Below are 24078 nucleotides of genomic sequence, written 5' to 3'. Positions count from 1 at the left end.
GCGAGCCGAGCTTCTACGCTCGTAGTCTCCCAGCAGAAGGACACCGACCATGCGCCGCGCCCTGATCGTCGTAGACGTGCAGAACGACTTCTGCGAGGGCGGCAGCCTCGCCGTGGCGGGAGGTGCCGATGTCGCTGCCGCGATCACGGATCTGATCGGCCAGGCCGGCGGCGGTGGCTACCGGCACGTGGTGGCGACCCGCGACCACCACATCGCGCCGGGCGACCACTTCTCGGAGAACCCGGACTACGTCGCCACCTGGCCCGCGCACTGCGTCGCCGGCACGGAGGGCGTCGGCTTCCACCCGAACTTCGCGCCCGCGGTCGCCTCCGGCGCGATCGACGCCGTGTTCTCGAAGGGGGCCTACTCGGCCGCGTACAGCGGGTTCGAGGGGGCCGACGAGAACGGGGTGCCGCTGGCGGAGTGGCTGCGGGACCGGGAGATCTCCGAGGTCGACGTCGTCGGGATCGCCACGGATCACTGTGTGCGGGCCACGGCGTTGGACGCGGCCCGTGAAGGGTTCCGCACCCATGTGCTGCTCGACCTGACGGCCGGGGTGGCCGCGCCCACGACCGAGGCGGCACTGGAGGAGCTGCGCCGCGCCGGGGTCGAGCTCACCGGCAAGCCCGTCGTCGCCTAGGGCCTGTCTGACCATTCCCTTCGTCGTCCGAAGGACGGCTTCGCGGCGTCTGGTGCGTGCTCTCGGCGTGCCGGGCGTAAGGCCTCGTACTGGACGTACTTGGCCTTACGCCCGGTGCGGCGAGAGTGCGTGCCAGGCGTCGCGGAGCAGAAGGGAACGGTCAGACAGGCCCTAGGCCACGGGGCTCCGCCCCGGACCCCGCTCCTCAAACGCCGGAGGGGCTGGATCTGCCGGACGGGCCGATCTGCCGGATCCCGCTCGTCAGCCGCCCCACAGGGCTCGGGCGGTCAGCTCGCTATGCCGCCCGCGGGGGCCGTCGGCCGGAAAAGGGCTCGTATCGGGTGCCAGAGCTCGCCCACGGCCGGGTCCGGGGCCGCGCGCCACAGGAGGCCGTCCGGATGGTGCAGGACGGCGGTGATCTCGTCCGGGGTCGGCGGGTGGCTGTTGCCCCGCAGGTAGACCGCGCGCAGGCCCAGATTGCGCAGGCGGGTCAGGGCACGGGCGCGGTTCGCGGCGTGCACCAGGACCCGTACCGCCCCCTCGGCGGCGTCCGGTGCCGGCAAGGTCAGTGCCACCACCACGCTGCCGCCCGGCAGCTTGCAGAACCCTCCTGCGGACATGACTGTCACACCCCCGTGAGACGTAGTGTCAATAAGAAACCCACAGGACGCACCTAAACACGATCGGCCGCGACCCGCTAGCCCCAGCTAGCTCGGTCGCGGCCGATACACGTTTGACCTGCGGTTTTCCTCGTTACTTGACCGAGGGGCCGACCTTCACCGTGATCGAGGAGCCGTCGAGCGGCTGCTTGACGACCGCGATGCGGGTGTTGGTGTCAGTTGTCTGAACACTGCCCGTCGGGTTCTCGGCGTACCAGTAGGTGCCCTTGTGGTCGTCGAAGACCGGGTTGCCGAGCTGCGCCGGGATCTTCTTCTCGACACCCAGGCGGTGCAGCGTCATGCCGGGGACCGGGTACTTGCCGAAGGCTGCGTCGTACGGCGTGATCTTGTTGGTGATCTTGGTCTTGCCGTCGGCCCAGTACATCGGCTTCGCGTGCGCGTCGATCGGCAGGATCAGACCCTTGCCCGGGTGCTGGCCGACGTTGTTGTTGCGCTGCGAGGTGTCCCACTGCCAGATCATCAGGCCGGGACGGTACTGGTAGTGCTCGACCCAGTCGTCCTTCGCGCCGCCGTCACGCCAACCGAAGTTGTACGGGCCGACCTTGAGGGTCTTGTCGTACGAGACGTACTGGCGGTTCTCGGCGATGTAGAACTGCGGGAAGTCGCCGCTGATGGAGGCGCCGACGCGGGAGAAGCCGCGCGCGGTCCAGCCGTTGTCGTCGCCCTCGGCGTCGTCCGAGAAGACGGCCGCGCCGTCCGCCTTGACCGTCAGGTTGTCGGCGGTGAAGCCCATGCCGCCCGCGCCGCCGTCCGTCTTGTAGCGGAAGCGGACGCCGATCTTCTTGCCGGCGAACTCGTCGAGCGGGAAGACCAGGTGCTGGAACTTGACGGAGTCGCCCGTCAGGGCCGGCTTGTCGCCGCCGTCACGGGTGATGGCCTGACCGTCGGCGGTGCCGTCGATGGTCTGCCAGCTCGCGCCGCCGTCCGTGGACACCTGCGTGTACAGGTAGTCGTAGTCCTTCTCGATGTTCCACCAGCCGTCGAGCTCGAGCGCGGCCTTGGACTTGCCGGTCAGATCGACCGTGCGCTCCAGGGTGTTGTCGAGGTCGTCGCCGTAGTCGGACCACCACTGCTTGGCGCCCTGGGTCGGCTTGACGATGTCGGTGGTGACGTTCTTCTTCGGCAGCTCGACGACGAGCGCCTGCTTCAGCTTGGTGTTGTACTCCGACACACCCAGCTTGTGCGTCGACCTGGTCGCCGCCTTCGCCGTGTCGTAGTTGAGCCAGCCCAGCTGCAGCTTGTCCCAGGCGGTCATGTCGCCCGGCATGTCGCCGATCGAGTCCTTGCCGGTGCCCAGCCAGGAACCGGCCGACATCAGCGACCAGAAGCCGACCGAGTTCTCGCCCGTGTACGTGGTGTCGTACAGGTCGGGCAGGCCCAGGTCGTGGCCGTACTCGTGGGCGAAGACGCCGAGGCCGCCGTTCTCCGGCTGCATCGTGTAGTCGCCGACCCAGATGCCGGTGTCGCCGATCGGGGTGCCGCCGGCCTTGAAGCCCGAGGGGCCCGTGTTGCCGTCGTCACGGCTGTAGGCGTAACCGCGGTGCGCCCACAGGGAGTCGCCGCCCTGCGCGCCGCCGCCGGCCGACCCGTCCTCGCCCGCGTGGACGATCTGGAAGTGGTCGATGTAGCCGTCGGGCTCGTTGAAGTTGCCGTCGTTGTCGTGGTCCGTACGGTCCCACTGGTCGTACTGGGCCATGTCGGCCTTGATGTCGGCGTCGGACTTGCCGGCCGCCTTCTGCTGCGCGACCCAGGCGTTGACGCCGTCGCGGACCAGGTCCTCGACGTTCGGGCAGTTGTCGGCGCCGCAGTAGTTGGAGCCGTAGCGGGCCTCGTTGTACTCGACCTTGACCCAGTCGGAGACCTCGCCGTCGACCGAGTAACGGCCCGAGGAGGTCTTCTCGTAGTAGGTCTTGAGGGAGTCGACGCCCTTGCCCGTACCGAAGTACAGGTCGCGGAAGTGCTGGGCGTCGTAGTCCTTCTGCCAGGCCGTGCTGTTGTTCTTGGTGCGGTCCGGCTCGGCGATCTGGTTGTGCAGCGGACCGGGCGTGCCCCCGTACTTGGGCTTCAGCTCGTCCGTGTCATCGTCCTGGCGGTCCACCAGGGTCGTGTTGTCGACCTTGTCGCCGAACTCGGTCAGGATCGTGAAGATCTTGTCCGTGCGCTCGCGGCCCAGCTCGACGTACTTGCCCTTGGAGAGCTCGACGACCTTGGAGCCGTTCTTCTCCTGGACCTTGGACTTGCCCTGGAGCACGTTCTGCAGCGCGGTCTGACGCTGCTGCTCCATCTGCTTGCTGAACGGGCCGTCCATGACGTGGCCCTTGCCCCCGAAGGTCTTCCCGTCGGAGGCCTTGTTCGCGGCGGCCGGGGTGTCGGCCTGGGCGGTCGTCGCCGCTATGGACCCGGTGGCCGCGGTGGCGGCCAGGGTCACGAGCACGGCGGCGGCTCTCAACGCCCGTCTCTTGGTGGTCACTTGAGTGGTCCCCTCCTCCGTGGCGCGAGGCCACGTGTCACAAGTGACGCCATTTGACCGGAGGTAGAGGAGAAATAACAGACCTTGACGATGACGTTTGCGTTTCACTATGCAGGGGACGCACTCCGGAATCCGGACAAGACCGCCGATTCCCAGCCGCCGCCAACGGGCGCGTCCGAGTGTCCACTTGGTGGACGCGGTGAATCCGTGCGCCCCCTGTGCTCCGGCAGCTACGGCACTGTGGGTTAGGTCATGCTTACCGGCCGTTCCGCTCGGGCACAGTGCGGAATAGGGTGAAGCCGACGGTGTACTCACGGGTACCCACCGACCGGCCCGCGCCCCGCACCCCCGATGTCACGAGGACGGACAACGCCATGCCTCGCCCGACTGTCGCACAGCTCGCCTACGGTTCGGCCACCGTCATCTGCTCCACGATCGCGATGCTGCTGCTGTCACGCACCAGCGCGGGCCCCGGAGTCGGGGTCATCGCCGTGTCGGCGCTCATCCTCGGTGTGTTCGTGGCGATGTCGGTGCCGAAGCCCAAGCCGGCGGCACCCGCCCCGGAGCCCGCTCCGGAGCGCCCCCTGGCCACCACGCTGGCCTCCCCCGCCGCGAGCGGCGCCGCCGAGTCCCCGCGCGAGCCCGTGCGCGAACCGGCGGGCCCGTGAGACACGGACCCGCCGGTTCGTCGTACGCGCACCACCGCGCCGCGCTCAGCCGGTGCTGACCACCACTGTCTTCGCCGCCTTGTCGTGCAGGCCCTGCTTGTAGGGCTTGTCGAAGAAGCTCCAGCCGCCGGAGATGATCAGCCACAGGCAGGCGCAGCAGAAGACGCTGGGCAGCCACAGGACGGCCGCGCGCGCGAGGTTGGTCTGCACGCTCGGCGTCGCCCCGTCGGAGAGGTTGGCCACGCGCAGCTTCATCAGCTTCTTGCCGAGGGTCTGCCCGGTGCGCGAGGTCAGGAACGTGTCGTACCCGATGTAGAGCACGGCGGCGAGCAGCGAGGAGCCGAACTGCTTGCCGTACTCGATCTTGTCGGGGTCGGTCTCGTACTCGGCGATCCCGAAGGCCCACGCGAGCAGCGCGGCGACGGCCCCGACGAGGATCAGGTCGATGATGCGGGCCAGCACCCGCTTGCCGCTGTCGGCGAGCGGCGGCATCCCGGCGAGCGGGTCCCCGGTGCCGTAGCCGCCGCCGTACGGGTCACCGCCGTAGGGCGGGGGCGTACCACCGCCGTAGGGAGGTGGGGTACCGCCGCCGTACGGGGGCTGGTCCCCGCCGCCGTAGGGGTTCTGCGGTGAGTCGTACGGGTTCTGGCCCCCGCCGCCCGGTGGGGGTGGCGGGTTCTGCGAACTGCCGTACGGCGAGCCGCCTCCCGGGGGGTTCTCCGGCGGCGGCTTGCGGAACGGGTCGTCGTCCGGCGGGCTGCCGGATCCGTCGGGGGGCGGTTCGGTGCTCATGGCCCGAGTGGACCGCGAAGCCCGGCGCCCCGCATCCGGCGGGCCGCCGGACGGATGACCCCGCCCCCGGGCGGCACGCTCCCTAGCCGGCCACGAAGGTACCGGCCGCCTTGTCGTGCAGGCACTGGCGCCACGGGCGGTCGAACGCGCCCCACAGGACGCCGAGGACACCGATGGCGAGCAGACCGGGGACGCTGTACACGAGCCAGCGGCGCAGGGCCGCGCCGAAGCTCGGGGAGTCGTTGCCCTCGATCTCGCGCACGCTCAGGCCCATCAGCTTCTTGCCCAGGGTCCGGCCCCACTTGGCGGTCGGCAGCGCCTCGTAGAGGACACCGGCGACGAGGAGCACGGCGAGGACGATGCCGAGGTAGGTGCCGGTCGTGCCGTCGAGCAGCCAGACGGTGACCTGGCGGCCGGAGGCCTTCGCCTCGTCGATCTTGCCGTTGACGTGGTCGAGGGCCTTGGTGCCGAGCGGGACGGCGGCGACCGCGGTGACGGCGCCGACGACGAGCGAGTCGATCAGCCGGGCCACGAACCGCTTGCCGAGCCCCGCCGGGCGGGCGGCCGCGGCGGCCTGCGCGGCCGCGAGGAACGGGTCCTCGGCGACCGGCTTGAACGGCGTGACGGGCGCGCCCTCCGCCTCCTGGCCGGGCGTCGCCAGGTGGTGCACCTGCTGCGCCCAGGACGGCGAACCGCCGCCGGGGCCCTGGGTGACCGGGCCGGGAGCGGCCTGCTGCGGGTAGCCGTAGCCGGACTGCGGCTGCTGGGGCTGGGGGTAGCCGTAGCCGGGGCCCTGCGGGGTGACGGGCGGCTGCGGGGCCGGGGCGGGTGCGGGCGCCGGAGCCGGGGCGGGCGCCGCGGGCGGGGCTGCCTGGGCACCGACGCGGGGGTCGGCCGGGGCGGAGCGCGGGCCCTGAGGGTCCGTCGGCTCGGACGCGGGGGCCTGCTGCGGCACGGCGCGGATGGTCATGGTGCCGTCGGTGCGCGGGGGCCGCTGCTCGGGCCCGGGGCGCACGGCGCGGATCGCGACGGTGCCGTCGGCGGGCGCGGGCGTGGGAGTGGGGGTGGGCGCCTGCGGGGCCGCGGGCGGCTCCTCGGCCGGCTCCTTCGAGCCCCAGGACACCCGGCGGTCCTGCTCGCCGCCGAACCCGGCCTGGCGGGCGGCGTCGGCCTGCCAGGCGGACGCCGGTTCCTGCGCTACGGGGCCGGGTGCGGGGACCTGAGGGGAGGCGGTCGTCTCGGGACCGCGCTCCGTACGCACGGAGGGCTCCTCGTCGAGGAAGACGGGGCCGGTCTCCTCGGCGGGCGCGGGCTCCGCCGCGGCGGGCGCGTGGGCCTGCGCGGAGGCGGCACCGGCGGGGGCCGGCAGGGGCTCGCCGTCGGACGGGGCGGGGCGGCTGGTGCCGGGGACCCAGGCGGCCCCGTTCCAGTACCGGACATATCCGGGAATGGACGGGTCGGGGTAGTAGCCTTCGCGGGGCCTGTCGTCGCCGGGGGCCGGGGTTGGGGCGCTCATGTCCGTCGTCCCGTATCTGCTCGGGGGTCTTGTTGTGGCCTCCACATCTATCAGACCGCCGCCTCCGCCCGTGCCGCTCCGCCGGTACCGACCCCCGTACGGGAGGTCGCGGAGGGCCGGTCCGGGCCCCGGAAAAAAACTTCTGAGAAAACTTCGAGAAGTCGCGTAATGCCGAGCCCACCTCGCGCTCTCACCTTGCACGGGCCCACCCGAGGGCCCTTCGCGAGGAAAGGAAGCGCACGCCATGTACACCACCGTGGAACGTGAACTCGAGCTCAGGCTGGTGCTCTCGCCGGAGCGCAGCATCCCCGTCCCGGCCCGCCTCACCTACCGTTCGGACGACCCCTTCGCCGTCCACATCGCCTTCCACATCGGCTCGGAGCACCCGGTCAACTGGACGTTCGCGCGCGAACTGCTCGTCGAGGGCGTCTTCCGGCCGTGCGGGCACGGCGACGTGCGGGTGTGGCCGACGAAGGTCGAGGGGCGCAGCGTCGTGCTGATGGCGCTGAGCTCCCCCGACGGCGACGCGCTCCTCGAAGCGCCCGCCGCGCAGGTGTCGGCCTGGCTGGAGCGGACCCTGCGGGTGGTTCCTCCGGGCTCTGAGGCCGAGCGGCTCGGCATCGACGACGGCCTCGCCGAGCTGCTCGCGCCCCTGATGGCCGACGACCTGTACCTGCGCGACCCGTGGCCGTCGGACGAGTCGTCGTCCGACGAGCGGTGATCGGCGGGCAACGGGGGCACGTCCGGGAACCGATATCCGGACCCGGCGGCGCCGGGTCCGGATCACAGAGTGCGCGCGGGAGCGCTCAGAACAGCTTGCCGGGGTTGAGGATGCCCAGCGGGTCGAAGGCCGCCTTCACCGCCTGCTGGACCTCGACCCCGACCGGCCCGAGCTCGCGCGCCAGCCACTCCTTCTTCAGTACGCCGACGCCGTGTTCGCCGGTGATGGTGCCGCCGAGCTGCAGACCGAGGGCCATGATCTCGTCGAAGGACTCGCGGGCGCGGCGGCCCTCGTCGGCGTCCTGTGCGTCGAAGCAGACGGTGGGATGGGTGTTGCCGTCACCCGCGTGCGCGCAGACACCGATGGTGAGCGCGTACTTCTCGGCGATCCGCTCGACACCGGCGAGCATCTCGGCGAGCCGGGTGCGGGGCACGCACACGTCGTCGATCATCGTCGTGCCCTTGACCGCCTCGAGGGCGGTCAGCGACAGGCGGCGGGCCTGGAGCAGCAGTTCGGACTCGGCGGCGTCCTCGGCGGGGACGACCTGGGTGGCGCCCGCGGCCTCGCACAGCGCTCCGACGGCGGCCAGATCGGCGGCCGGGTCCAGGGTGTCGAAGGCGCACAGGAGCAGCGCCTCGGTGGTCTCGGGCAGACCCATCTGGGCGAGGTCGTTGACCGCCTTGACCGTCGTACGGTCCATCAGTTCGAGCAGGGACGGGACGTGCCCGTCCGCCATGATCTTGCAGACGGCGTCGCAGGCGGCGTCCGTCGACGCGAACTCGGCGGCGAGGACCAGCTGCTGCGGCGGCTGCGGCTTGAGCGCGAGGGTCGCGCCGACCACGATGCCGAGGCTGCCCTCGGAGCCGACGAACAGCCGCGTCAGGTCGTAGCCGGCGACGCCCTTGGCCGTGCGCCGGCCGGTGGAGAGCAGGCGCCCGTCGGCGAGGACGACGTCGAGGCCGAGCACGTACTCGGCCGTCACCCCGTACTTCACACAGCACAGGCCGCCCGAGGCCGTGCCGATGTTGCCGCCGATGGTGCACATCTCCCAGCTGGAGGGGTCCGGCGGGTAGTAGAGGCCGTGCTCGTTCACCGCGCGGGAGAGCGTGGCGTTGACGACGCCCGGCTCGACCACCGCGATCCGGTCGACGACGTCGATCTCCAGGATCCGGTCCATCTTGACCAGGGACAGCACGATGCAGCCGTCGGAGGCGTTGGCGCCGCCCGACAGGCCCGTGCGGGCGCCCTGCGGGACGACCGGGACCCGCAGTGCCGTGGCGGTGCGCATGACGTGCTGGACCTGTTCGACCGTGCGCGGCAGGACGACGACGGCCGGGGCGCCCGCGTCGCAGAAGCTCGCCATGTCGTTCGCGTACGCGCTCGTGATGTCGGGGTCGACGATGACCGACCCGGCCGGCAGGGCTTCCTGAAGTCGTTCGACAAGTGTGCTGGTCATGTCCTCAGCGTGGCACTCGGGGCCACGTGTGTGAACCGAATGAGCGACGCCCTCCCGCCAGGCGGAATGTTGCCGTGATGCGCTCTTCGTATTGACCCAATGTGTGCCCTATGGAGACCCTCGAGAACTCCGGGAACGCCACGGGTTCGGCGCACGACGAGACCGGCGCGGACGACGGGAGCGGCGGGCCCGAAGCCTGGAACCATCCGCCGCGCGGCCGTTCGCGCACGGTGCGGCGGGCCCTGATCGGCGCGGGCGCCGCCGTCGCCGGGTGCGCGGTGCTCGGCGGAGTGCTCGTGCTGCTGCCCGGCGAGGAGACGCCCCGGGCGGGGGCGCTGCCCGGTCCGGCCGGGCGCGCGGCGATCGCGGCCGCCGTCGGGGCGCCCGCCGCGCTGCCCGACCTCACGGCGCTGATCCGCGAACGCGAGGCCGGGGTCCGGGAGCATCCGCGCGACGACGGGGCGCTCGCCGAACTCGGCGCCGCGTACGTGGAGCGCGGCACCCGCACCGCGCGGACGGCCGACTTCCCGCGCGCCGAACGGGCGTTGCGCGATTCGCTGCGGGCGCGGCCGAACGGGAACGCGGCGGCGCTCGACGGGCTCGCCGCGCTGGCCGTCGCGCGCGGCGACTGGCCCGGGGCCCGCGCCTTCGGCGAACGGGCGCGGAAGCTGGCGCCGCGCCGCTGGTCCTCGTACGCGTATCTGGTCGACGCCTATCAGGGGCTCGGCAACGGCAAGGCGGCCGGGAAGAACCTGGAGAAGCTGACCGAACTGGCCTCGGGGACGGCGGTCACGCTGCGCACCGTCGCGGTGTACCGGGACCGGGGCTGGCGGGAGGACGCCGAGGCGGTGCTGTCCGACGCGGTGGCGCGTGCGGGGACGCCCGCGGAGCAGGCCGCGCTGCTGGCCCGCGGGGGCGAGCTGGCCTGGGAGCGGGGGGACGCGGCGGGGGCGCTGCGGCACTTCGACGCGGCGCTCGGCGCCGATCCGGACAGCGCGGCCGCGCTGGCCGGGCGGGGGCGTGCGCTCACCTCGCTGGGGCGGTCCTCGGAGGCGCTGCGGGCGTACCGGCGGGCGATCGAGCTGCGGCCCGCGCCCGCGTACGTGCTGGAACTGGGCGAGCTGTACGAGTCGCTGGGGATGGCCGACGCGGCCCGCACGGAGTACGACGCGCTGCGGCAGCGCGGGGCGGGTGAGGTGGACGTGGTGGTGCTCGGGCGGCTGGAGGCCGATCACGGGGACGCGGGGGCGGCCGTGTCGCGGCTGCGGGCCGCGTGGAAGCGGGCGCCGAGCGTGGGGGTCGCGGATGCGCTCGGGTGGGCGTTGCACCGGGCCGGGGACGACCGGGAGGCGCTGGGGTATCTGCGGCGGGCCACGGATCGGCAGAAGGCCGGTACGGTGCGGGTCGCCGGGTTCATGTATCACCGGGGCGTGGTGGAACGGGAGTTGGACCTCGCCGGTCCCGCCCGGCGTCATCTCGGCGAGGCCCTCCGGATCAACCCGGCGTTCTCCCCCCTGGACGCGCCCCGCGCTCGCGCGGCCCTCGACTCCCTCGGTGAGCCGGACGAAGGCGGGCCCGCCCAGATGTGGGCCCCCAAGCGCCGCTAGCCTCCGGCGAGCGGGGCGGGTGCGGCTCCGGTGGGGGCTGGTCGCGCAGTTCCCCGCGCCCCTGAGATGCACACCCTTCGGGTGGCATCTCCCCGACGAGGGGAGGCCCCATCAGGAGCGCGGGGCTGTGTCCGATCAGCGACTCCGACGCGGGGCGCGACCGGCAGGTCCCCGGGGGCGCACGGAGTGTGCCCTTCAGGGGCGCGGGGAACTGCGCGAGCAACCACGACGGCGCAGCAGTCGAAGGACCGCCGCACGGGGGACCCTCCAGGGGCGCGGGGAACTGCGCGAGCAACCGCGACGGCGCTGCAGTCGAGGGACGGCCCGCGCGGGGCACACGCGATGCCCCCACCCGACCCGGGGTCAGACGACGGCCGTGCCGATCAGCCCGTTCCGGGTCACCAAGGACACCAGCTCCGGCTCGGTCAGAGCTTCCGTGCCGGCGGGGCGGCGTGGGAGGACCATGTAGCGGGTCTCCGCGCTGGAGTCCCAGACCCGTACCGAGACGGCCTCTCCCAGCTCGACCCCGAACTCGGCGAGCACCGCCAGAGGTTCCCGCACCACGCGCGAGCGATACGCCTCGCTCTTGTACCAGCCCGGCGAGGGCCCGAGCAGCCGCAGCGGATAGCAGGAGCACAGCGTGCAGACGACCACGTTGTGCACGGACTCCGTGTTCTCGGCGACCCGCAGCCGCTGCGGCTGCACCCCGCCCGAGCTGAATCCGAGCTCGGCGACGGCGGCGGAACCGTCCGCCAGAAGCCGCGCCTTGAAGCCGGGGTCGGTCCAGGCGCGGGCCACGACCTTCGCCCCGTTCAGCGGCGAGGCCCCGGACAGGAAGCCGTCGATGACCTCGTCGACGGTGTCGCCGCCGACGATGCCCTTCTCCTCCAGCAGGGTCTCCAGGCGCCGTACCTGACGGGAGATCACCGCGTCGTCGTGGTCACCGGACATCGGCTGCCTCCAGGTAGCTCTGCGACAGGTCGAGGACGACTTCGTGGTCGCCCTCGCCCCACAGCTCGCGCGCGCTGAACCGCACGGCGTAGATCATCTCGACGGGGGCATCGTCGCGCCCCTGGGAGCGGACGTCGGCGAGCGGCGCGAACCCCTCGGGCTCGACGACGACGCCGAGCTTGCCGCGGGCGTAGCGCGGCAGCCGGGTGTGGTGGACCGGGTCGTGGCCGTACGTACGGACGAGGTCGCCCGGGGCGAACACGGCGGTGGTGTCAGGCATGGTCCAGCGCCCCCGGCTCGATGACGCCCTTGCGCTCCAGGAGCGTGCGGATCGCGTGGAACCAGCGCTCGTAGTACGAGGCCGCGAGGTACTCCTGCGGCGGCATCGTCTCGATCGCGTCCCGGAACTCGTCGAGGTTGAACACCTTCTTCACGAGCAGCGCGCGCTGGAGCGCGAAGACGCGCGCCTCCCAGTCCGCGTGGAAGGGTTCGGCGTCGTCGCTGGTGTCGATGACGCCGAACCCTGTCATTCCGCCTACGTCGTTGATCCTGGCCATGCGGCCAGACTACGAGCGGGTCCTACAGATTGCCGCGCTTTTCCTGCTCGCGCTCGATCGCCTCGAACAGGGCCTTGAAGTTGCCCTTGCCGAAGCCCATGGAGCCGTGGCGCTCGATCATCTCGAAGAAGACGGTCGGGCGGTCCTGGACCGGCTTGGTGAAGATCTGCAGCAGGTAGCCGTCCTCGTCGCGGTCGACGAGGATCTTCTGCTCGCGCAGGGTCTCGACGGGGACGCGGGTCTCGCCGGCCCACTCGCCGAGGGTGTCGTAGTAGGAGTCCGGGGTGTCGAGGAACTGGACGCCGGCCGCGCGCATGGCCCGTACGGACGCGACGATGTCGTTCGTGGCGAGGGCGATGTGCTGGACGCCGGCGCCGCCGTAGAACTCCAGGTACTCGTCGATCTGGGACTTCTTCTTGGCGACGGCCGGCTCGTTGATCGGGAACTTGACCTTGAGCGTGCCGTCGGCGACGACCTTGGACATCAGCGCGCTGTACTCGGTCGCGATGTCGTCGCCCACGAACTCCTTCATGTTCGTGAAGCCCATGACCTTGTTGTAGAACGCCACCCACTCGTTCATGCGGCCGAGTTCGACGTTGCCGACGCAGTGGTCGATGGCCTGGAAGGTGCGCTTGGCCGGGGGCTCGACCATCGGGTCGGCGGCCTCGAAGCCGGGCAGGTACGGGCCGTCGTAGCCGCTGCGCTCGACGAGGGTGTGGCGGGTCTTGCCGTACGTGGCGATGGCCGCGCGCACGACGGTGCCGTGCTCGTCCTTCGTCTCGTAGGGCTCCGTCAGGCCGCGGGCGCCGTGCTCGGTGGCGTACGCGTAGGCGGCGCGCGCGTCGGGCACCTCGATGGCGAGGTCGACGACGCCGTCGCCGTGCTCCGCCACGTGCTCCGCGAGGAAGTGGCCCCAGTCGGTGGAGGCCTTGATGACGGAGGTGAACACGAAGCGGGCGGAGCCGTTCGTCAGGACGTAGGAGGCGGTCTCGCGGCTGCCGTTCTCCGGTCCGGAGTAGGCGACCAGCTTCATGCCGAAGGCCGTCGAGTAGTAGTGCGCGGCCTGCTTGGCGTTGCCCACGGCGAAGACGACCGCGTCCATCCCCTTGACCGGGAAGGGGTCGGCCTGCCGGGCGGTGTCGGGGGTGTGGTCTGTGGTCTGCGTCATACGGGGAGGCTCTCGCCGTTCCACAAGGTGCGCAATAGTTTGCGTATTCGCTGGGCAATCTGACCAGTGCCGGGTCCGTTTCTGCGGGCTGTGTGTACAGGATGACCACCCTGGAGGGACGCATGGCGATCGATCATCTGGACGGCCGGATCATCCTGCTGCTCGCGCGGGAGCCGCGGATCGGCGTGCTGGAGATGTCGCGGCGGCTCGGTGTCGCGCGCGGCACGGTGCAGGCCCGGCTCGACCGGCTTCAGTCGAATGGAGTCATCCGCGGCTTCGGCCCCCAGGTGGACCCGGCGGCGCTCGGCTACCCGGTCACCGCGTTCGCCACGCTGCAGATCCGGCAGGGCCAAGGAGCCGACGTCAGGGCCCATTTGGCGACCGTGCCCGAGGTCCTGGAGCTGCACACGACGACGGGCAGCGGCGACATGCTGTGCCGGCTGGTGGCCCGCTCGAACGCGGATCTTCAACGGGTGATCGACCTGGTCGTCGGTTTTGATGGCATCGTCCGGGCTTCCACGGCGATCGTCATGGAAAATCCCGTTCCGCTGCGGATCATCCCGCTGGTGGAGCAGGCGTCGGGAGATTCCTGACGGTTACGAGCACGGCCCGGCGGTGAGGCGCGATGGACGTGCGGGTGTCGGGCTTCCGGGACCGCTTCCCGGACTGCTTCCGGGACTGCTTGCGGGACTGCTTCCGGGAGGGCCGATGAACTTCTGGGACTACCTGGTCAACCGGCACCAGCAGCTGCTCGCCGACGCGGCGCAGCACGCCAGCGCCGTCTTCCAGTGCATGGTGGTCGCCACCGTGATCGGCGTCCTCATCGGCGTCCTCACCTACCGCAGCGAATGGGGCGGGAACCTGGCGACGACCGCCACCTCCACCATCCTGACGATCCCGTCGCTCGCCATGATCGGTCTGCTCATCCCGATCGTCGGCCTCGGTGTCGCCCCGACCGTCATCGCGCTGACCCTGTACGGGCTGCTGCCGATCGTGCGCAACTCGATCGTGGGCCTGCGCGGCGTCGACCCCTCGCTGATCGACGCGGCGAAGGGCATCGGGATGTCGCGTCTCGCCCGGCTCGTCAAGGTCGAGCTGCCGCTGGCCTGGCCGCCCATCCTCACCGGGATCCGGGTCTCCACCCAGATGCTCATGGGCATCGCGGCCATCGCCGCCTACGCCTCCGGCCCCGGCCTCGGCAACGAGATCTTCCGCGGCATCGCCTCGCTGGGCAGCAAGAACGCGCTCAACCAGGTGCTCGCGGGCACCCTCGGCATCATCATCCTCGCCCTGCTGTTCGACGCCGCGTACGTCCTCATCGGACGGCTGACCATCCCGAGGGGGATCCGTGTCTGACACCACGACCGAGACCGCGCAGCCACAGACCTCCGGGGCCAGCATCGAGCTGGAGAACCTCACCAAGCGCTACCCCGGCTCGGCCGAACCGGCCGTGGACAGCGTGAACATGGAGATCAAGGCGGGCGAGCTGATCATCTTCGTCGGCCCCTCGGGCTGCGGGAAGTCGACGACCCTCAAGATGATCAACCGGCTGATCGAGCCGACCGGCGGCCGCATCCGCATCGGCGGCGAGGACGTCACGGACATGGACCCGGTCAAGCTGCGCCGCAAGGTCGGCTACGCGATCCAGTCCTCGGGCCTGTTCCCGCACATGACCGTCGCCCAGAACATCGGGCTCGTGCCGAAGATGGTCGGCTGGTCCAAGTCGAAGATCAAGTCACGGGTCGAGGAGATGCTGGACCTCGTAGGACTCGACCCCGCCGAGTTCCACGGCCGCTACCCGCGCCAGCTCTCCGGCGGCCAGCAGCAGCGCGTCGGCGTGGCCCGGGCGCTCGCCGCCGACCCGCCCGTGCTGCTGATGGACGAGCCGTTCGGCGCCGTCGACCCGATCACCCGCGACCACCTCCAGGACGAGCTGATCCGGCTCCAGCACGAGCTGCACAAGACGATCGTCTTCGTCACCCACGACTTCGACGAGGCGATCAAGCTCGGCGACCGGATCGCGGTGCTCCGCGAGAAGTCGCACATCGCGCAGTTCGACACCCCCGAGGCGATCCTCACCAACCCGGCCGACGACTTCGTCTCCGGCTTCGTCGGCGCGGGCGCCGCCCTCAAACGCCTCAACCTGACCCGCGTCCGCGACGTCGAGGTGACCGACTACCCCACCGTCCAGGTCGACGACCCGCTCCAGGAGATCTTCAACAAGCTCCGCGCGGCGGGGACGAACGAGCTGCTGCTGCTCGACAAGCGCCGCCGCCCCTACAAGTGGCTGCGGCGCGGCGACCTGATGCGCGCCAAGGGCTCCCTGGCCCGCGCCGGCACCCTGGTCCACGACACGGTGACCTGGGACGCGACCCTGCGCGACGCGCTGGAGGCCGTCCTGACGGACAACGCGGGCCGGGTCGCGGTGACCGGCCGGCGCGGCGAGTACGAGGGCGTCGTCGACATGGAGACGCTCATGAACTCGGTGCACGAACTCCTGGAGGCCGACCGCCTCGAGGCCGTCGAGCACCAGCACGAGCTGGAGGAGCACCGCGCCCAGCAGACCCACCAGGAGCAGGAGGGCGCGACGGCCGCGGAGGGGGAGGCGAAGGCGTGAGCAGTCCCCGCAAGCAGGACGCGGCCCGCCCCGAGGGCGAGCACGAGGTCAAGGGCCTCGCGTTCCGCGACGACGGCGAGGCCGAGCAGGAGGCCCAGCCGCCCGCTCCCCGGCCGGCCCGCCGGATCACCTGGCAGAAGCTGACGTTCCTGCCGGCCGTGCTGATCGTGGTCCTCCTCGCGACCTGGCTGTGGTTCGCGAACGCGGACCTCGACCCGATCTCCGAGAACGCGCTCTCCAACGGCCAGGTGTGGAAGGCGCTGCGCCAGCACATCAGCCTCACCGTGATCTCCACGTTCTTCGTGCTGATCATCGCGATCCCGCTGGGCATCCTGCTGACCCGCAAGATGTTCCGCAAGGCCACCCCGTTCGCCCTGGCCATCGCGAACATGGGCCAGGCCACCCCGGCGATCGGTCTGCTCGCCCTGCTCGTCATCTGGCTCGGCATCGGCGAGAAGTCGGCCCTGATCGGCATCATCATCTACGCGATCCTGCCGGTGCTCTCCAACACGATCGCGGGCCTGAAGGCGAACGACCCGACGCTCCTCGAAGCGGCCCGCGGCATCGGCATGTCGCCGCTCGGTGTCCTCTCCAAGGTCGAACTCCCGCTGGCCGTACCGCTGATCCTGGCCGGAGTGCGCACGGCGCTCGTCCTCAACGTCGGCACCGCGACGCTCGCCACGTTCGGCGGCGGCGGCGGGCTCGGCGTCCTGATCACCACCGGCATCACCAATCAGCGCATGCCGGTCCTGATGCTCGGCTCGATCCTGACGATCGCGCTCGCGCTGCTCGTGGACTGGCTGGCGTCCCTGGCCGAGCTCCTGCTGCGGCCGCGCGGTCTGGAGGTGCGCTCATGAGGTACCGCGTACGGGTGGCCGCGGCGGCACTGTCCGGTCTGACCCTGCTGGCCGGGCTCTCGGGCTGCGGGCTCACCAGTGGCAGCCCGCTCGTCGACGACGTGCACCCGGGCTCGGTCGGTCAGGGCGAGCCGCTGAAGGGCGCCGACATCACCGTCGCGTCCAAGGAGTTCACCGAGCAGCTGATCCTCGGCGCGATCATGGGCATCGCGTTCAAGGCCGCCGGCGCCGACGTCCTCGACCGGACCGGCATCCAGGGCTCCATCGGCGCCCGCGAGGCCATCAAGTCCGGTGACGCGGACGCCATGTACGACTACACCGGCACCGGCTGGATCACGTACCTCGGCCACTCCACGCCCATCCCCGACCCGCAGGAGCAGTGGGAGGCGGTGCGTGACGCCGACGCGAAGAACGGCGTCACCTGGCTGCCCAAGGCCGCGCTCAACAACACGTACGCGCTCGCCATGAACCAGGCCAACTACAAGAAGTACGGCACCAAGACGCTCTCCGACGTCGCGGCGCTCGCCGAGAAGGACCCGGGCGCGGTGACCCTGTGCGTGGAGAGCGAGTTCGCCAACCGGGCCGACGGGCTGCCCGGCATGGAGAAGAAGTACGGGATGAAGCTGCCGGCCAAGAACATCACGCAGATGGACACCGGCATCATCTACACGCAGGCCGCCAAGGGCACCTGCACGTACGGCGAGGTCTTCACCACCGACGGCCGCATCAAGGCCATGCACCTCACGGTGATGGACGACGACAAGAAGTTCTTCCCGAACTACAACGCGTCCCCGGTGATCAACAGCAAGGCGCTGAAGAAGTACCCGAAGATGGCCGAGGTCATCGAGCCGATCACCAAGAAGCTGAACAACACCGTCGCCCAGGACCTCAACTCCAAGGTCGACGTCGACGGCCAGGACCCGCACGACGTGGCGAAGGACTGGCTGGTGCAGGAGGGCTTCGTCAAGGAGTGACCCGGCCCGCCCGGCACCGGGTCAGCACTTCGGCACCGTGCCGGAGCCCTTCTTGAAGTCCGTCAGATCGGTGACCGCGCCCTTGAGCGTGGTCACCGGGATCAGCCGCATCGACTTCGGCGCCGACGCCTTCGCGTCCCGGCACTCCGCCTTCGGCACGAGGAAGACGGTCGCCCCGTCGCGGTGGGCGGCCTGCACCTTGAGCGAGACGCCGCCGACCGCGCCGACCCGGCCGCTGTCGTCGATCGTGCCGGTGCCCGCGATCGACTTCCCGCCGGTCAGGTCGCCGCCCGCGCCGTCGCCGTCGAGCAGGTCGACGATGCCGAGCGAGAACAGCAGGCCCGCGCTGGGCCCGCCGACGTCGCCGAGCTGCAGCGACACCTTCACCTTGCCGGAGTCCTCGCCGAGGTAGTCGAGCGCGGCCTCGGTCGCGGCGTCCTGCGAGCCCTTCATCTCCTGCTGGTTGTGCTGCTCGATCTCCTTGGTGGAGTCGCCCTCCGGGTACACGGCGTCCTTCGGCATCACCGCGCGGTCGTCGCGGAACCAGGCGTCGAGCAGGCCGCCCAGGTGCAGCGTGGCGTCCGGCCCCGTCGCGAGGATCGTCACCGCGCGCAGCTGACCGCCCGTGTCCCGGGTGGGGGCGCCGCTCACCTCGATGACGGGTTTGCCCCCGGCCTCCCCCAGCACGTTCGTCGTCGGCCCGGGCTGCGCCACGGCGAAGGGCAGTGGGGCGAAGATCGCGGTCGCCAGCAGTGCGGCGAAGGGGAGCGCGCAGAGGGCGAGGCGGGTGTTGCTGCTGAGGCGATTGAACACGCAGCCAATGTATCGGGCGGGTCTTCGTCCGCGGCTCCGGTGGGGGCTGGCCGCGCAGTTCCCCGCGCCCCTGAGATGCATGGCGCTTCGCGCCGCATCTCCCCGATGGGAGGCGTCCGGCGCCTTTTGTCGGGGGAAGGCGCGGCGAAGCCGCATGCCTTCCAGGGGCGCGGGGAACTGCGCGACCAGCCCCCACCCACCCGCACCCGAAATCCAGCACCCCCGCGGCTAGCGCAACGCGTCGGCAACCTCACGCGCGGCGTCCAGCACCCGCGGCCCCACCCGTTCCGGGACGGCGTCCGCCAGCATGACGACCCCGACCGACCCCTCGAGCCCGGTCACCCCGAGGAGCGGCGCGGCCGCACCGCTCGCGCCCGCCTCCAGTTCCCCGTGCGTCAGCGTGTACCCCGGCTCCAGGGACCCGCCGCGCGCCGCGAGAATGGCCCGGCCGGCCGCCCCGCGATCGAGCGGATGCCGGAACCCGGCCCGGTAGGCCACGTGGTAGTCCGTCCAGGTGGGCTCGACGACGGCCACGGCAAGGGCCTCCGTGCCGTCCACGAGGGTCAGGTGCGCCGTCGCCCCGATGTCCTCGGCCAGCGAGCGCAGCGCGGGCAGCGCGGCCTCGCGCACCAGCGGATGCACCTGCCGGCCGAGCCGCAGCACCCCGAGCCCGACGCGGGCGCGGCCGCCGAGGTCGCGGCGGACCAGGGCGTGCTGCTCCAGCGTGGCGAGGAGGCGGTAGACGACGGTCCGGTTGACCCCGAGCTTGTTGGAGAGCTCGGTCACGGTCAGGCCGTGGTCGGTGTCGGCGAGCAGTTTGAGGACTCGTAGTCCCCGGTCGAGCGTCTGGGAGGTCTCCGCGGTCACGACGCCCACTCCTTAGTGTGAGGTAGGCGGTCTCCTCCGCGGCGGTTGCGCCGCCGGTCCCGTTCGGCGACGCGCGTCAGAGGCCGCCGGTCGGCAGCAGGCCCTGCGCCGCGTGCGTCTGGTGCGTACGGCAAGTCTTCGGGCGTACCGGCTGCGCTCCGCGGCGGCTCTGCCACGGGGCGTGTGCGTTGCCCGGGAATCTAGCGAGGAAGGTCCGCTCAGCGGAAGACTCCGTCCAGAATCCGGTCAGTAACAAGCCGGAGATCATCGGGAATGCCCCGGTCCGCACACCCCGCAGGAACTGCGCCCCGCACCCGCTCAGGACATGCGGGTGGCCCACTCCTGGACCTTGGCGATGCGCTGGCGCAGCTGCCCCGCCGTCGCCTCCGCGCTCGGCGGTCCGCCGCACACCCGGCGCAGCTCGGTGTGGATGACGCCGTGCGGTTTGCCGCTCTGGTGGACGTACGCGCCGACCATCGTGTTCAGCTGCTTGCGCAGCTCCATCATCTCTTTGTGGGAGACGACGGGCCGCCGCTCGGCGGGCAGCTCCAGCAGGTCGGCCTCGGTGTCGGGCTTCTTCTTGCTGTGCGCGATCTGCCGGGCCTGCCGCTTCTGGAGCAGCAGCTGCACCTGGTCGGGTTCGAGGAGCCCGGGGATGCCGAGGTAGTCCTGCTCCTCCTCGCTGCCGGGGTGGGCCTGCATGCCGAACTCGGCGCCGTCGTAGAGGACGCGGTCGAAGACGGCCTCGGACTCCAGCGCCTCGAAGGAGAACTGCTCCTGCTCGCCGGTGTCCTCGTCCTGCTGCTTGTTCGCCTCGTCCATCTCCTGCTCGGACTCGGCGTAGGGGTCCTCCTCGCCTTCCTTCTTCGGCTTGTCGAGGACGTGGTCGCGCTCGACCTCCATCTCGTTGGCGAAGCCGAGCAGGTCGGGCACGGTGGGCAGGAAGACGGAGGCCGTCTCGCCGCGCCGCCGGGACCGTACGAAGCGGCCGACGGCCTGTGCGAAGAACAGCGGGGTGGAGATCGTCGTCGCGTACACGCCGACGGCGAGGCGCGGCACGTCGACGCCCTCGGACACCATGCGGACGGCGACCATCCAGCGGTCGTCGCTCGCGGCGAAGTCGTCGATCCGCTTCGAGGCGCCGGTGTCGTCGGAGAGCACGACGGTCGCCTTCGTCCCGGTGATCTCCCGGATCAGCTTCGCGTAGGCGCGGGCCGAGTCCTGGTCGGAGGCGATGACGAGGGCGCCCGCGTCGGGGATGCCCTTGCGGACCTCGGTGAGGCGGGCGTCGGCGGCGCGCAGCACGCTCGGCATCCACTCGCCGCGCGGGTCGAGCGCCGTGCGCCAGGCCTGGCTGACCGCGTCCTTGGTCATGGGCTCGCCGAGCCGGGCCGCGATCTCGTCGCCGGCCTTGGTGCGCCAGCGCATGTTGCCGCTGTAACTGAGAAAGATCACGGGGCGGACGACGCCGTCGCCGAGGGCGCTGCCGTAGCCGTACGTGTAGTCCGCCGAGGAGCGCCGGATGCCGTCGTTGCCCTCCTCGTACGTGACGAAGGGGATCGGGTTGGTGTCGGAGCGGAACGGGGTGCCGGTGAGGGCGAGGCGGCGGGTGGCCGGCTCGAACGCCTCCAGGCAGGCCTCGCCCCAGGACTTCGAGTCACCGGCGTGGTGGATCTCGTCGAGGATGACCAGCGTCTTGCGCTGCTCGGAGCGGTTGCGGTGCAGCATGGGCCGCACACCGACGCCCGCGTACGTCACGGCGACGCCCTGGTACTCCTTGCTGAGCGGGCCCGCGCTGTACTCGGGGTCCAGCTTGATCCCTATGCGCGCCGCCGCCTCCGCCCACTGCTTCTTCAGGTGCTCGGTGGGCGCGACCACGGTCACCTGCTGCACGACGTGGTGGTGCAGCAGCCAGGAGGCGAGGGTGAGCGCGAAGGTCGTCTTGCCGGCGCCGGGGGTGGCGACCGCCAGGAAGTCGCGCGGCTGCTCCTGGATGTACTTCTCCATCGCGCCCTGCTGCCAGGCACGCAGCTTGTTGGCGGTGCCCCAGGGGGCGCGGCCGGGGAAGGCGGGGGAAAGGTGGTGGGACGAGGAGCTGGTGGCGGCGGTGGTAGTCACGGTCTCCGATTACTCAGGGCTGGACGGCACGGCTACGTGTACGTCGTCGCTACGTCCGCCGCACCGGCCGGGGACCGCGGCACGGCTGCGTATGACAACCGGGCCACCTTACCGGGGGCCCGGTTGACGAGCGCGACGGACGAGGCCGGGGCGGGGGTGGTTGGGACGCGGGTCACAGATCAACTGGCCGACTCTCACCGGCAGTCGCGATCACGTCACCGCCCGCCGGGGGCTCAGCGCGCGGCCCGCAGCCGCGTCCCGACCCAGGCCCCGGCGAGCGCGACCACCGCCATCGGCAGGAACACGGCGGCGAACGCCCCCGGGTGGGAGCCGCCGGCCCCCTGCGCGACCCCGTGCCCGACCGCTCCCCCGCCGAGCGCGGCGAACGCGGCGCCGCCCGCCGCGAGCAGGACGACGCTGGTCAGGCCGTCGGAGATCTGCAGCGCGGCCGAGTTCGCCCCGGCCTCCTCCGGCGCCGACAGCTGGAACAGCAGCACGCTGGTGGACGAGATCACGAGGCCCATGCCCAGGCAGCCGAAGGCCCAGGCCACCGCGACGATCCAGACGGGCACGGCCGCGATCAGCACGCTCGGGGCGGTCGCGATCGCGGCGGCGACCAGCACCATGCCGCCGGCGACCATCCGCTGCCGGTACGGCTCCAGGCGGGGCCGGGACTGCACCCAGGAGCCCAGCGCCCAGGTCGCGCCGCCCGCGGCCAGCGAGAACCCGGCGAGCGTCGGCGACAGGCCCCGCTGCGTCACCAGCATCAGCGGGACGAACGACTCGGCGGCGATGAACGCCCCGGACGCGATCCCGCGCAGCAGCACCACCGACGGCAGCCCGCGCACCGCCCGGTACGTGCCGCGGGGCAGCACGCCGAGCACGGACGGCACGAGCAGCGCGACGCCCGCGACACCGGGCAGCAGGGACAGCGGGCGCAGGTCCTGGGCGGCGTACTGGAGCAGGCCCGCCCCGAGCGAGATCCCGAACGCGAGCCGGATCCGCCGCCGGTCCGGGCCCGACTTCTTCTCGCCCGCGGCGGGGTCCGCGACGGGCGGGCCGCCGGCCCGGCGCCGGATCTGCGGCACCGCGAGCCCGAGCGGCAGCAGCACCAGCACCGGGATCCCGAGGAACACCCAGCGCCAGCCGAGGTGCTCGGTGACGGCTCCGGCGGCGAGCGGCCCCACGATGGACGGCACGACCCAGCTCGCCGCGAACGCCGCCATGATCGCGGGCCGCAGCCGCTCCGGGTAGGCCCGGCTGACGACGACGTACAGCGCGACGATGACCAGTCCGCCGCCCAGCCCCTGCACGGCCCGCCCGGCGACGAACAGCCACATGGTCCCGGCGGTCCCGGCCAGCACGAGCCCGGCCGCGAACGCCCCGATCCCGGCGCTCAGCGCCCCCAGCGGCCCGCTCCGGTCGGCCCACTGCCCGGCGAGCACCATCCCGAACAGGCTCGTCGTGAAGTACCCCGAGAACGCGAACGCGTACAGCGAGACCCCGTCCAGCTCCCGCGCGGCGACCGGCATCGCGGTGCCCACCGCGGTCGCCTCGAAGGCGATCAGCAGGACGACGGTGACGATCCCGATGCTGAGCGCGCGGTAGGCCCGGCCCAGCACACCGCCGTCCTCGGTGACGGCGGTGGCGGGCTCGGTCGCGGGTGCCGGGACGGATGCGGCGGTGACGTCGTCTTCGAGGGCGGCCATGCGCATCAGGGTAAGGGGCGTAGCGCTGTCTGACCCCTGTCGGAAGACCGCCTTCTGCCTGGTCCCTTGGTCGTACGACCCCGAGCGTGAACGGGACATGGCAGTCGTGTTGCACCCCGCCCGGATCCCTTGAGGGGGCGGCTTGGGGGCTCGTACGGTCGTTGCAGTTCGACCGGGAGCCCGCCGAGAGGCACCCCCGACCGGACTTGCTCGGCCGTGTGCCCGAGTGGCTCAGGGATTCGCCTGCAAAGCGAAGCACGCCGGTTCGAATCCGGTCACGGCCTCGGTCGCAGCCCAACGGCGCTGGGCTGCGCGAAGGCGAAGGGGCGCCCCTGCCCGCGGACGATCTCCGCGAGGGGGGGCGCCCCTTCGGCGTCAGACCGCGCCGACTCGCCGGGCCAGTACCTGTCCCGGCCACTCGCCGGAGCGGAAGCTCTCCGTGCGGACGAAGCCGTTCCGTTCGTAGTAGGCGACGAGTTGTCCGCCGCCGCCCGCCCAGCAGTCCACCCGCAGCAGGTCCACCCCGGCCCGGCGCGTCTGCTCGGCGGCGTGTGCGAGCAGGGCGGATCCGATGCCCAGCCCGGCCCGGCGGCGGTCGCTGATCAACAGCCTCACGTAACGCTCGGGTTCGTCGGCCGGGGGGATCGGCATCTGCGGGCTGGGGCCGGTGTCCAGGACGACGGCTCCGACGGGCACGCCGTTCAGCTCGGCGACGAAGGGCTGGTTGACGGTGGTGTACCGCTCGACGCGCTCGGTGCCGCCGCGCGTCCGCGAGTACGGCACGGTCCCCCACTGCTCCGTGTTCCCCCGGGAGTTCATCCAGGCCACGGCCCCGTCGAGCATCCCGAGGATGGCGGGCGCGTCGTCCCCGTCACCGGGCCGGATCCGTATGTCGTA

General features: G+C 71.7%; 23 protein-coding genes and 1 tRNA gene. 10 read left to right on the top strand and 14 right to left on the bottom strand.

The window, feature by feature from the left end; genetic code table 11:
• Positions 1–49 precede the first annotated feature (49 nt).
• The gene (locus tag IAG42_RS21810) at positions 50–640 is read left to right on the top strand and encodes an isochorismatase family protein (RefSeq protein ID WP_188338643.1); all 591 of its coding nucleotides are present in this window, start codon (positions 50–52) and stop codon (positions 638–640) included.
• A 287-nt stretch (positions 641–927) separates the two neighbouring features.
• Here IAG42_RS21810 and IAG42_RS21805 read toward each other — a convergent pair whose 3' ends face one another.
• Both IAG42_RS21805 and IAG42_RS21800 read right to left on the bottom strand, forming a co-directional pair.
• A complete protein-coding gene (locus IAG42_RS21805; protein ID WP_188338642.1) occupies positions 928–1260 on the bottom strand; it encodes a hypothetical protein in 333 nt (110 codons plus the stop codon).
• A gap of 133 nt (positions 1261–1393) precedes the next feature.
• Entirely contained in the window at positions 1394–3742 is a 2349-nt protein-coding gene (locus IAG42_RS21800) for an immune inhibitor A domain-containing protein (protein ID WP_449657192.1), read from the bottom strand.
• Between the two features lie 422 nt (positions 3743–4164).
• Between IAG42_RS21800 and IAG42_RS21795 the strand changes: the two genes are divergently transcribed.
• Complete coding sequence (locus tag IAG42_RS21795; RefSeq protein WP_188338640.1) at positions 4165–4458, top strand: hypothetical protein; 294 nt, start codon at positions 4165–4167, stop codon at positions 4456–4458.
• 45 nt (positions 4459–4503) lie between these two features.
• Here IAG42_RS21795 and IAG42_RS21790 read toward each other — a convergent pair whose 3' ends face one another.
• Both IAG42_RS21790 and IAG42_RS21785 read right to left on the bottom strand, forming a co-directional pair.
• Positions 4504–5250 (bottom strand): RDD family protein, encoded by a 747-nt coding sequence (locus IAG42_RS21790; protein WP_188338639.1) that lies wholly within the window; start codon positions 5248–5250, stop codon positions 4504–4506.
• 82 nt (positions 5251–5332) lie between these two features.
• Complete coding sequence (locus tag IAG42_RS21785; protein ID WP_188338638.1) at positions 5333–6766, bottom strand: RDD family protein; 1434 nt, start codon at positions 6764–6766, stop codon at positions 5333–5335.
• Positions 6767–7010: 244 nt separating this feature from the next.
• Between IAG42_RS21785 and IAG42_RS21780 the strand changes: the two genes are divergently transcribed.
• Positions 7011–7487, top strand: a complete 477-nt coding sequence (locus IAG42_RS21780) for an SsgA family sporulation/cell division regulator (protein WP_188338637.1) — start codon at positions 7011–7013, stop codon at positions 7485–7487.
• A gap of 85 nt (positions 7488–7572) precedes the next feature.
• Here the strand turns inward: IAG42_RS21780 and IAG42_RS21775 are convergent, their stop codons facing one another.
• Positions 7573–8943 carry an FAD-binding oxidoreductase gene (locus IAG42_RS21775; RefSeq protein ID WP_188338636.1) on the bottom strand — a complete coding sequence of 457 codons (1371 nt, stop codon included), beginning with the start codon at positions 8941–8943 and terminating at the stop codon, positions 7573–7575.
• Between the two features lie 110 nt (positions 8944–9053).
• On the opposite strand from IAG42_RS21775, the gene IAG42_RS21770 reads away from it, so the two are divergent.
• Positions 9054–10550 (top strand): tetratricopeptide repeat protein, encoded by a 1497-nt coding sequence (locus IAG42_RS21770; protein ID WP_188338635.1) that lies wholly within the window; start codon positions 9054–9056, stop codon positions 10548–10550.
• A gap of 363 nt (positions 10551–10913) precedes the next feature.
• Here the strand turns inward: IAG42_RS21770 and nthA are convergent, their stop codons facing one another.
• The 4 genes from nthA to hppD are packed head-to-tail and all read right to left on the bottom strand — an operon-like array spanning position 10914 to position 13226.
• Positions 10914–11501, bottom strand: a complete 588-nt coding sequence (gene nthA / locus IAG42_RS21765) for a nitrile hydratase subunit alpha (protein ID WP_188338634.1) — start codon at positions 11499–11501, stop codon at positions 10914–10916.
• Positions 11491–11781, bottom strand: a complete 291-nt coding sequence (locus IAG42_RS38590; RefSeq protein ID WP_188338633.1) for an SH3-like domain-containing protein — start codon at positions 11779–11781, stop codon at positions 11491–11493. The genes nthA and IAG42_RS38590 overlap by 11 nt, the downstream gene beginning before the upstream one ends.
• The gene (locus IAG42_RS38585) at positions 11774–12058 is read right to left on the bottom strand and encodes an SH3-like domain-containing protein (RefSeq protein ID WP_188338632.1); all 285 of its coding nucleotides are present in this window, start codon (positions 12056–12058) and stop codon (positions 11774–11776) included. The genes IAG42_RS38590 and IAG42_RS38585 overlap by 8 nt, the downstream gene beginning before the upstream one ends.
• Before the next feature lie 22 nt (positions 12059–12080).
• Complete coding sequence (gene hppD / locus IAG42_RS21750) at positions 12081–13226, bottom strand: 4-hydroxyphenylpyruvate dioxygenase (protein ID WP_188338631.1); 1146 nt, start codon at positions 13224–13226, stop codon at positions 12081–12083.
• 122 nt (positions 13227–13348) lie between these two features.
• Here hppD and IAG42_RS21745 point away from each other — a divergent pair, with 122 nt between their 5' ends.
• The 5 genes from IAG42_RS21745 to IAG42_RS21725 all read left to right on the top strand — a co-directional run bounded on the left by IAG42_RS21745 (position 13349) and on the right by IAG42_RS21725 (position 17674).
• Positions 13349–13819 carry an Lrp/AsnC family transcriptional regulator gene (locus IAG42_RS21745; RefSeq protein WP_188338630.1) on the top strand — a complete coding sequence of 157 codons (471 nt, stop codon included), beginning with the start codon at positions 13349–13351 and terminating at the stop codon, positions 13817–13819.
• A gap of 115 nt (positions 13820–13934) precedes the next feature.
• Positions 13935–14582 carry an ABC transporter permease gene (locus IAG42_RS21740; protein ID WP_188338629.1) on the top strand — a complete coding sequence of 216 codons (648 nt, stop codon included), beginning with the start codon at positions 13935–13937 and terminating at the stop codon, positions 14580–14582.
• A complete protein-coding gene (locus IAG42_RS21735) occupies positions 14575–15843 on the top strand; it encodes a betaine/proline/choline family ABC transporter ATP-binding protein (protein WP_188338628.1) in 1269 nt (422 codons plus the stop codon). Before IAG42_RS21740 ends, IAG42_RS21735 begins: the two co-directional genes overlap by 8 nt.
• Positions 15840–16700, top strand: coding sequence for an ABC transporter permease (locus IAG42_RS21730; RefSeq protein ID WP_188338627.1), 861 nt, complete (start codon positions 15840–15842; stop codon positions 16698–16700). Before IAG42_RS21735 ends, IAG42_RS21730 begins: the two co-directional genes overlap by 4 nt.
• Positions 16697–17674: a glycine betaine ABC transporter substrate-binding protein gene (locus tag IAG42_RS21725; RefSeq protein ID WP_188338626.1), complete on the top strand. Its 978-nt coding sequence runs from the start codon at positions 16697–16699 to the stop codon at positions 17672–17674. Before IAG42_RS21730 ends, IAG42_RS21725 begins: the two co-directional genes overlap by 4 nt.
• A gap of 21 nt (positions 17675–17695) precedes the next feature.
• Here the strand turns inward: IAG42_RS21725 and IAG42_RS21720 are convergent, their stop codons facing one another.
• The 4 genes from IAG42_RS21720 to IAG42_RS21705 all read right to left on the bottom strand — a co-directional run bounded on the left by IAG42_RS21720 (position 17696) and on the right by IAG42_RS21705 (position 23181).
• Positions 17696–18487 (bottom strand): S16 family serine protease, encoded by a 792-nt coding sequence (locus IAG42_RS21720; protein ID WP_188338625.1) that lies wholly within the window; start codon positions 18485–18487, stop codon positions 17696–17698.
• Between the two features lie 228 nt (positions 18488–18715).
• The gene (locus tag IAG42_RS21715) at positions 18716–19354 is read right to left on the bottom strand and encodes an IclR family transcriptional regulator (protein WP_188338624.1); all 639 of its coding nucleotides are present in this window, start codon (positions 19352–19354) and stop codon (positions 18716–18718) included.
• 318 nt (positions 19355–19672) lie between these two features.
• Positions 19673–21472, bottom strand: a complete 1800-nt coding sequence (locus IAG42_RS21710; protein ID WP_188338623.1) for a DEAD/DEAH box helicase — start codon at positions 21470–21472, stop codon at positions 19673–19675.
• 233 nt (positions 21473–21705) lie between these two features.
• Positions 21706–23181: an MFS transporter gene (locus IAG42_RS21705; protein WP_188338622.1), complete on the bottom strand. Its 1476-nt coding sequence runs from the start codon at positions 23179–23181 to the stop codon at positions 21706–21708.
• A 212-nt stretch (positions 23182–23393) separates the two neighbouring features.
• Here IAG42_RS21705 and IAG42_RS21700 point away from each other — a divergent pair.
• Positions 23394–23465 (top strand) — tRNA-Cys (locus tag IAG42_RS21700).
• 91 nt (positions 23466–23556) lie between these two features.
• On the opposite strand, the gene IAG42_RS21695 is transcribed toward IAG42_RS21700, so the two are convergent.
• Positions 23557–24024 carry a GNAT family N-acetyltransferase gene (locus IAG42_RS21695; RefSeq protein WP_188341533.1) on the bottom strand — a complete coding sequence of 156 codons (468 nt, stop codon included), beginning with the start codon at positions 24022–24024 and terminating at the stop codon, positions 23557–23559.
• Positions 24025–24078 lie beyond the last annotated feature (54 nt).

The organism is Streptomyces xanthii (assembly GCF_014621695.1).
Lineage (GTDB): Bacteria > Actinomycetota > Actinomycetes > Streptomycetales > Streptomycetaceae > Streptomyces > Streptomyces xanthii.
This window is presented reverse-complemented; position numbering and strand designations above follow the sequence as displayed.

Bases quoted from the DNA above. Each gene is read 5' to 3' on its own strand.
- IAG42_RS21810 (WP_188338643.1), top strand. From the start codon at position 50: ATGCGCCGCGCCCTGATCGTCGTAGACGTGCAGAACGACTTCTGCGAG.
- IAG42_RS21805 (WP_188338642.1), bottom strand. From the start codon at position 1,260: ATGTCCGCAGGAGGGTTCTGCAAGCTGCCGGGCGGCAGCGTGGTGGTG.
- IAG42_RS21795 (WP_188338640.1), top strand. From the start codon at position 4,165: ATGCCTCGCCCGACTGTCGCACAGCTCGCCTACGGTTCGGCCACCGTC.
- IAG42_RS21790 (WP_188338639.1), bottom strand. From the start codon at position 5,250: ATGAGCACCGAACCGCCCCCCGACGGATCCGGCAGCCCGCCGGACGAC.
- IAG42_RS21785 (WP_188338638.1), bottom strand. From the start codon at position 6,766: ATGAGCGCCCCAACCCCGGCCCCCGGCGACGACAGGCCCCGCGAAGGC.
- IAG42_RS21780 (WP_188338637.1), top strand. From the start codon at position 7,011: ATGTACACCACCGTGGAACGTGAACTCGAGCTCAGGCTGGTGCTCTCG.
- IAG42_RS21775 (WP_188338636.1), bottom strand. From the start codon at position 8,943: ATGACCAGCACACTTGTCGAACGACTTCAGGAAGCCCTGCCGGCCGGG.
- IAG42_RS21770 (WP_188338635.1), top strand. From the start codon at position 9,054: ATGGAGACCCTCGAGAACTCCGGGAACGCCACGGGTTCGGCGCACGAC.
- nthA (WP_188338634.1), bottom strand. From the start codon at position 11,501: ATGTCCGGTGACCACGACGACGCGGTGATCTCCCGTCAGGTACGGCGC.
- IAG42_RS38590 (WP_188338633.1), bottom strand. From the start codon at position 11,781: ATGCCTGACACCACCGCCGTGTTCGCCCCGGGCGACCTCGTCCGTACG.
- IAG42_RS38585 (WP_188338632.1), bottom strand. From the start codon at position 12,058: ATGGCCAGGATCAACGACGTAGGCGGAATGACAGGGTTCGGCGTCATC.
- hppD (WP_188338631.1), bottom strand. From the start codon at position 13,226: ATGACGCAGACCACAGACCACACCCCCGACACCGCCCGGCAGGCCGAC.
- IAG42_RS21745 (WP_188338630.1), top strand. From the start codon at position 13,349: ATGGCGATCGATCATCTGGACGGCCGGATCATCCTGCTGCTCGCGCGG.
- IAG42_RS21740 (WP_188338629.1), top strand. From the start codon at position 13,935: ATGAACTTCTGGGACTACCTGGTCAACCGGCACCAGCAGCTGCTCGCC.
- IAG42_RS21725 (WP_188338626.1), top strand. From the start codon at position 16,697: ATGAGGTACCGCGTACGGGTGGCCGCGGCGGCACTGTCCGGTCTGACC.
- IAG42_RS21705 (WP_188338622.1), bottom strand. From the start codon at position 23,181: ATGGCCGCCCTCGAAGACGACGTCACCGCCGCATCCGTCCCGGCACCC.
- IAG42_RS21695 (WP_188341533.1), bottom strand. From the start codon at position 24,024: ATGCTCGACGGGGCCGTGGCCTGGATGAACTCCCGGGGGAACACGGAG.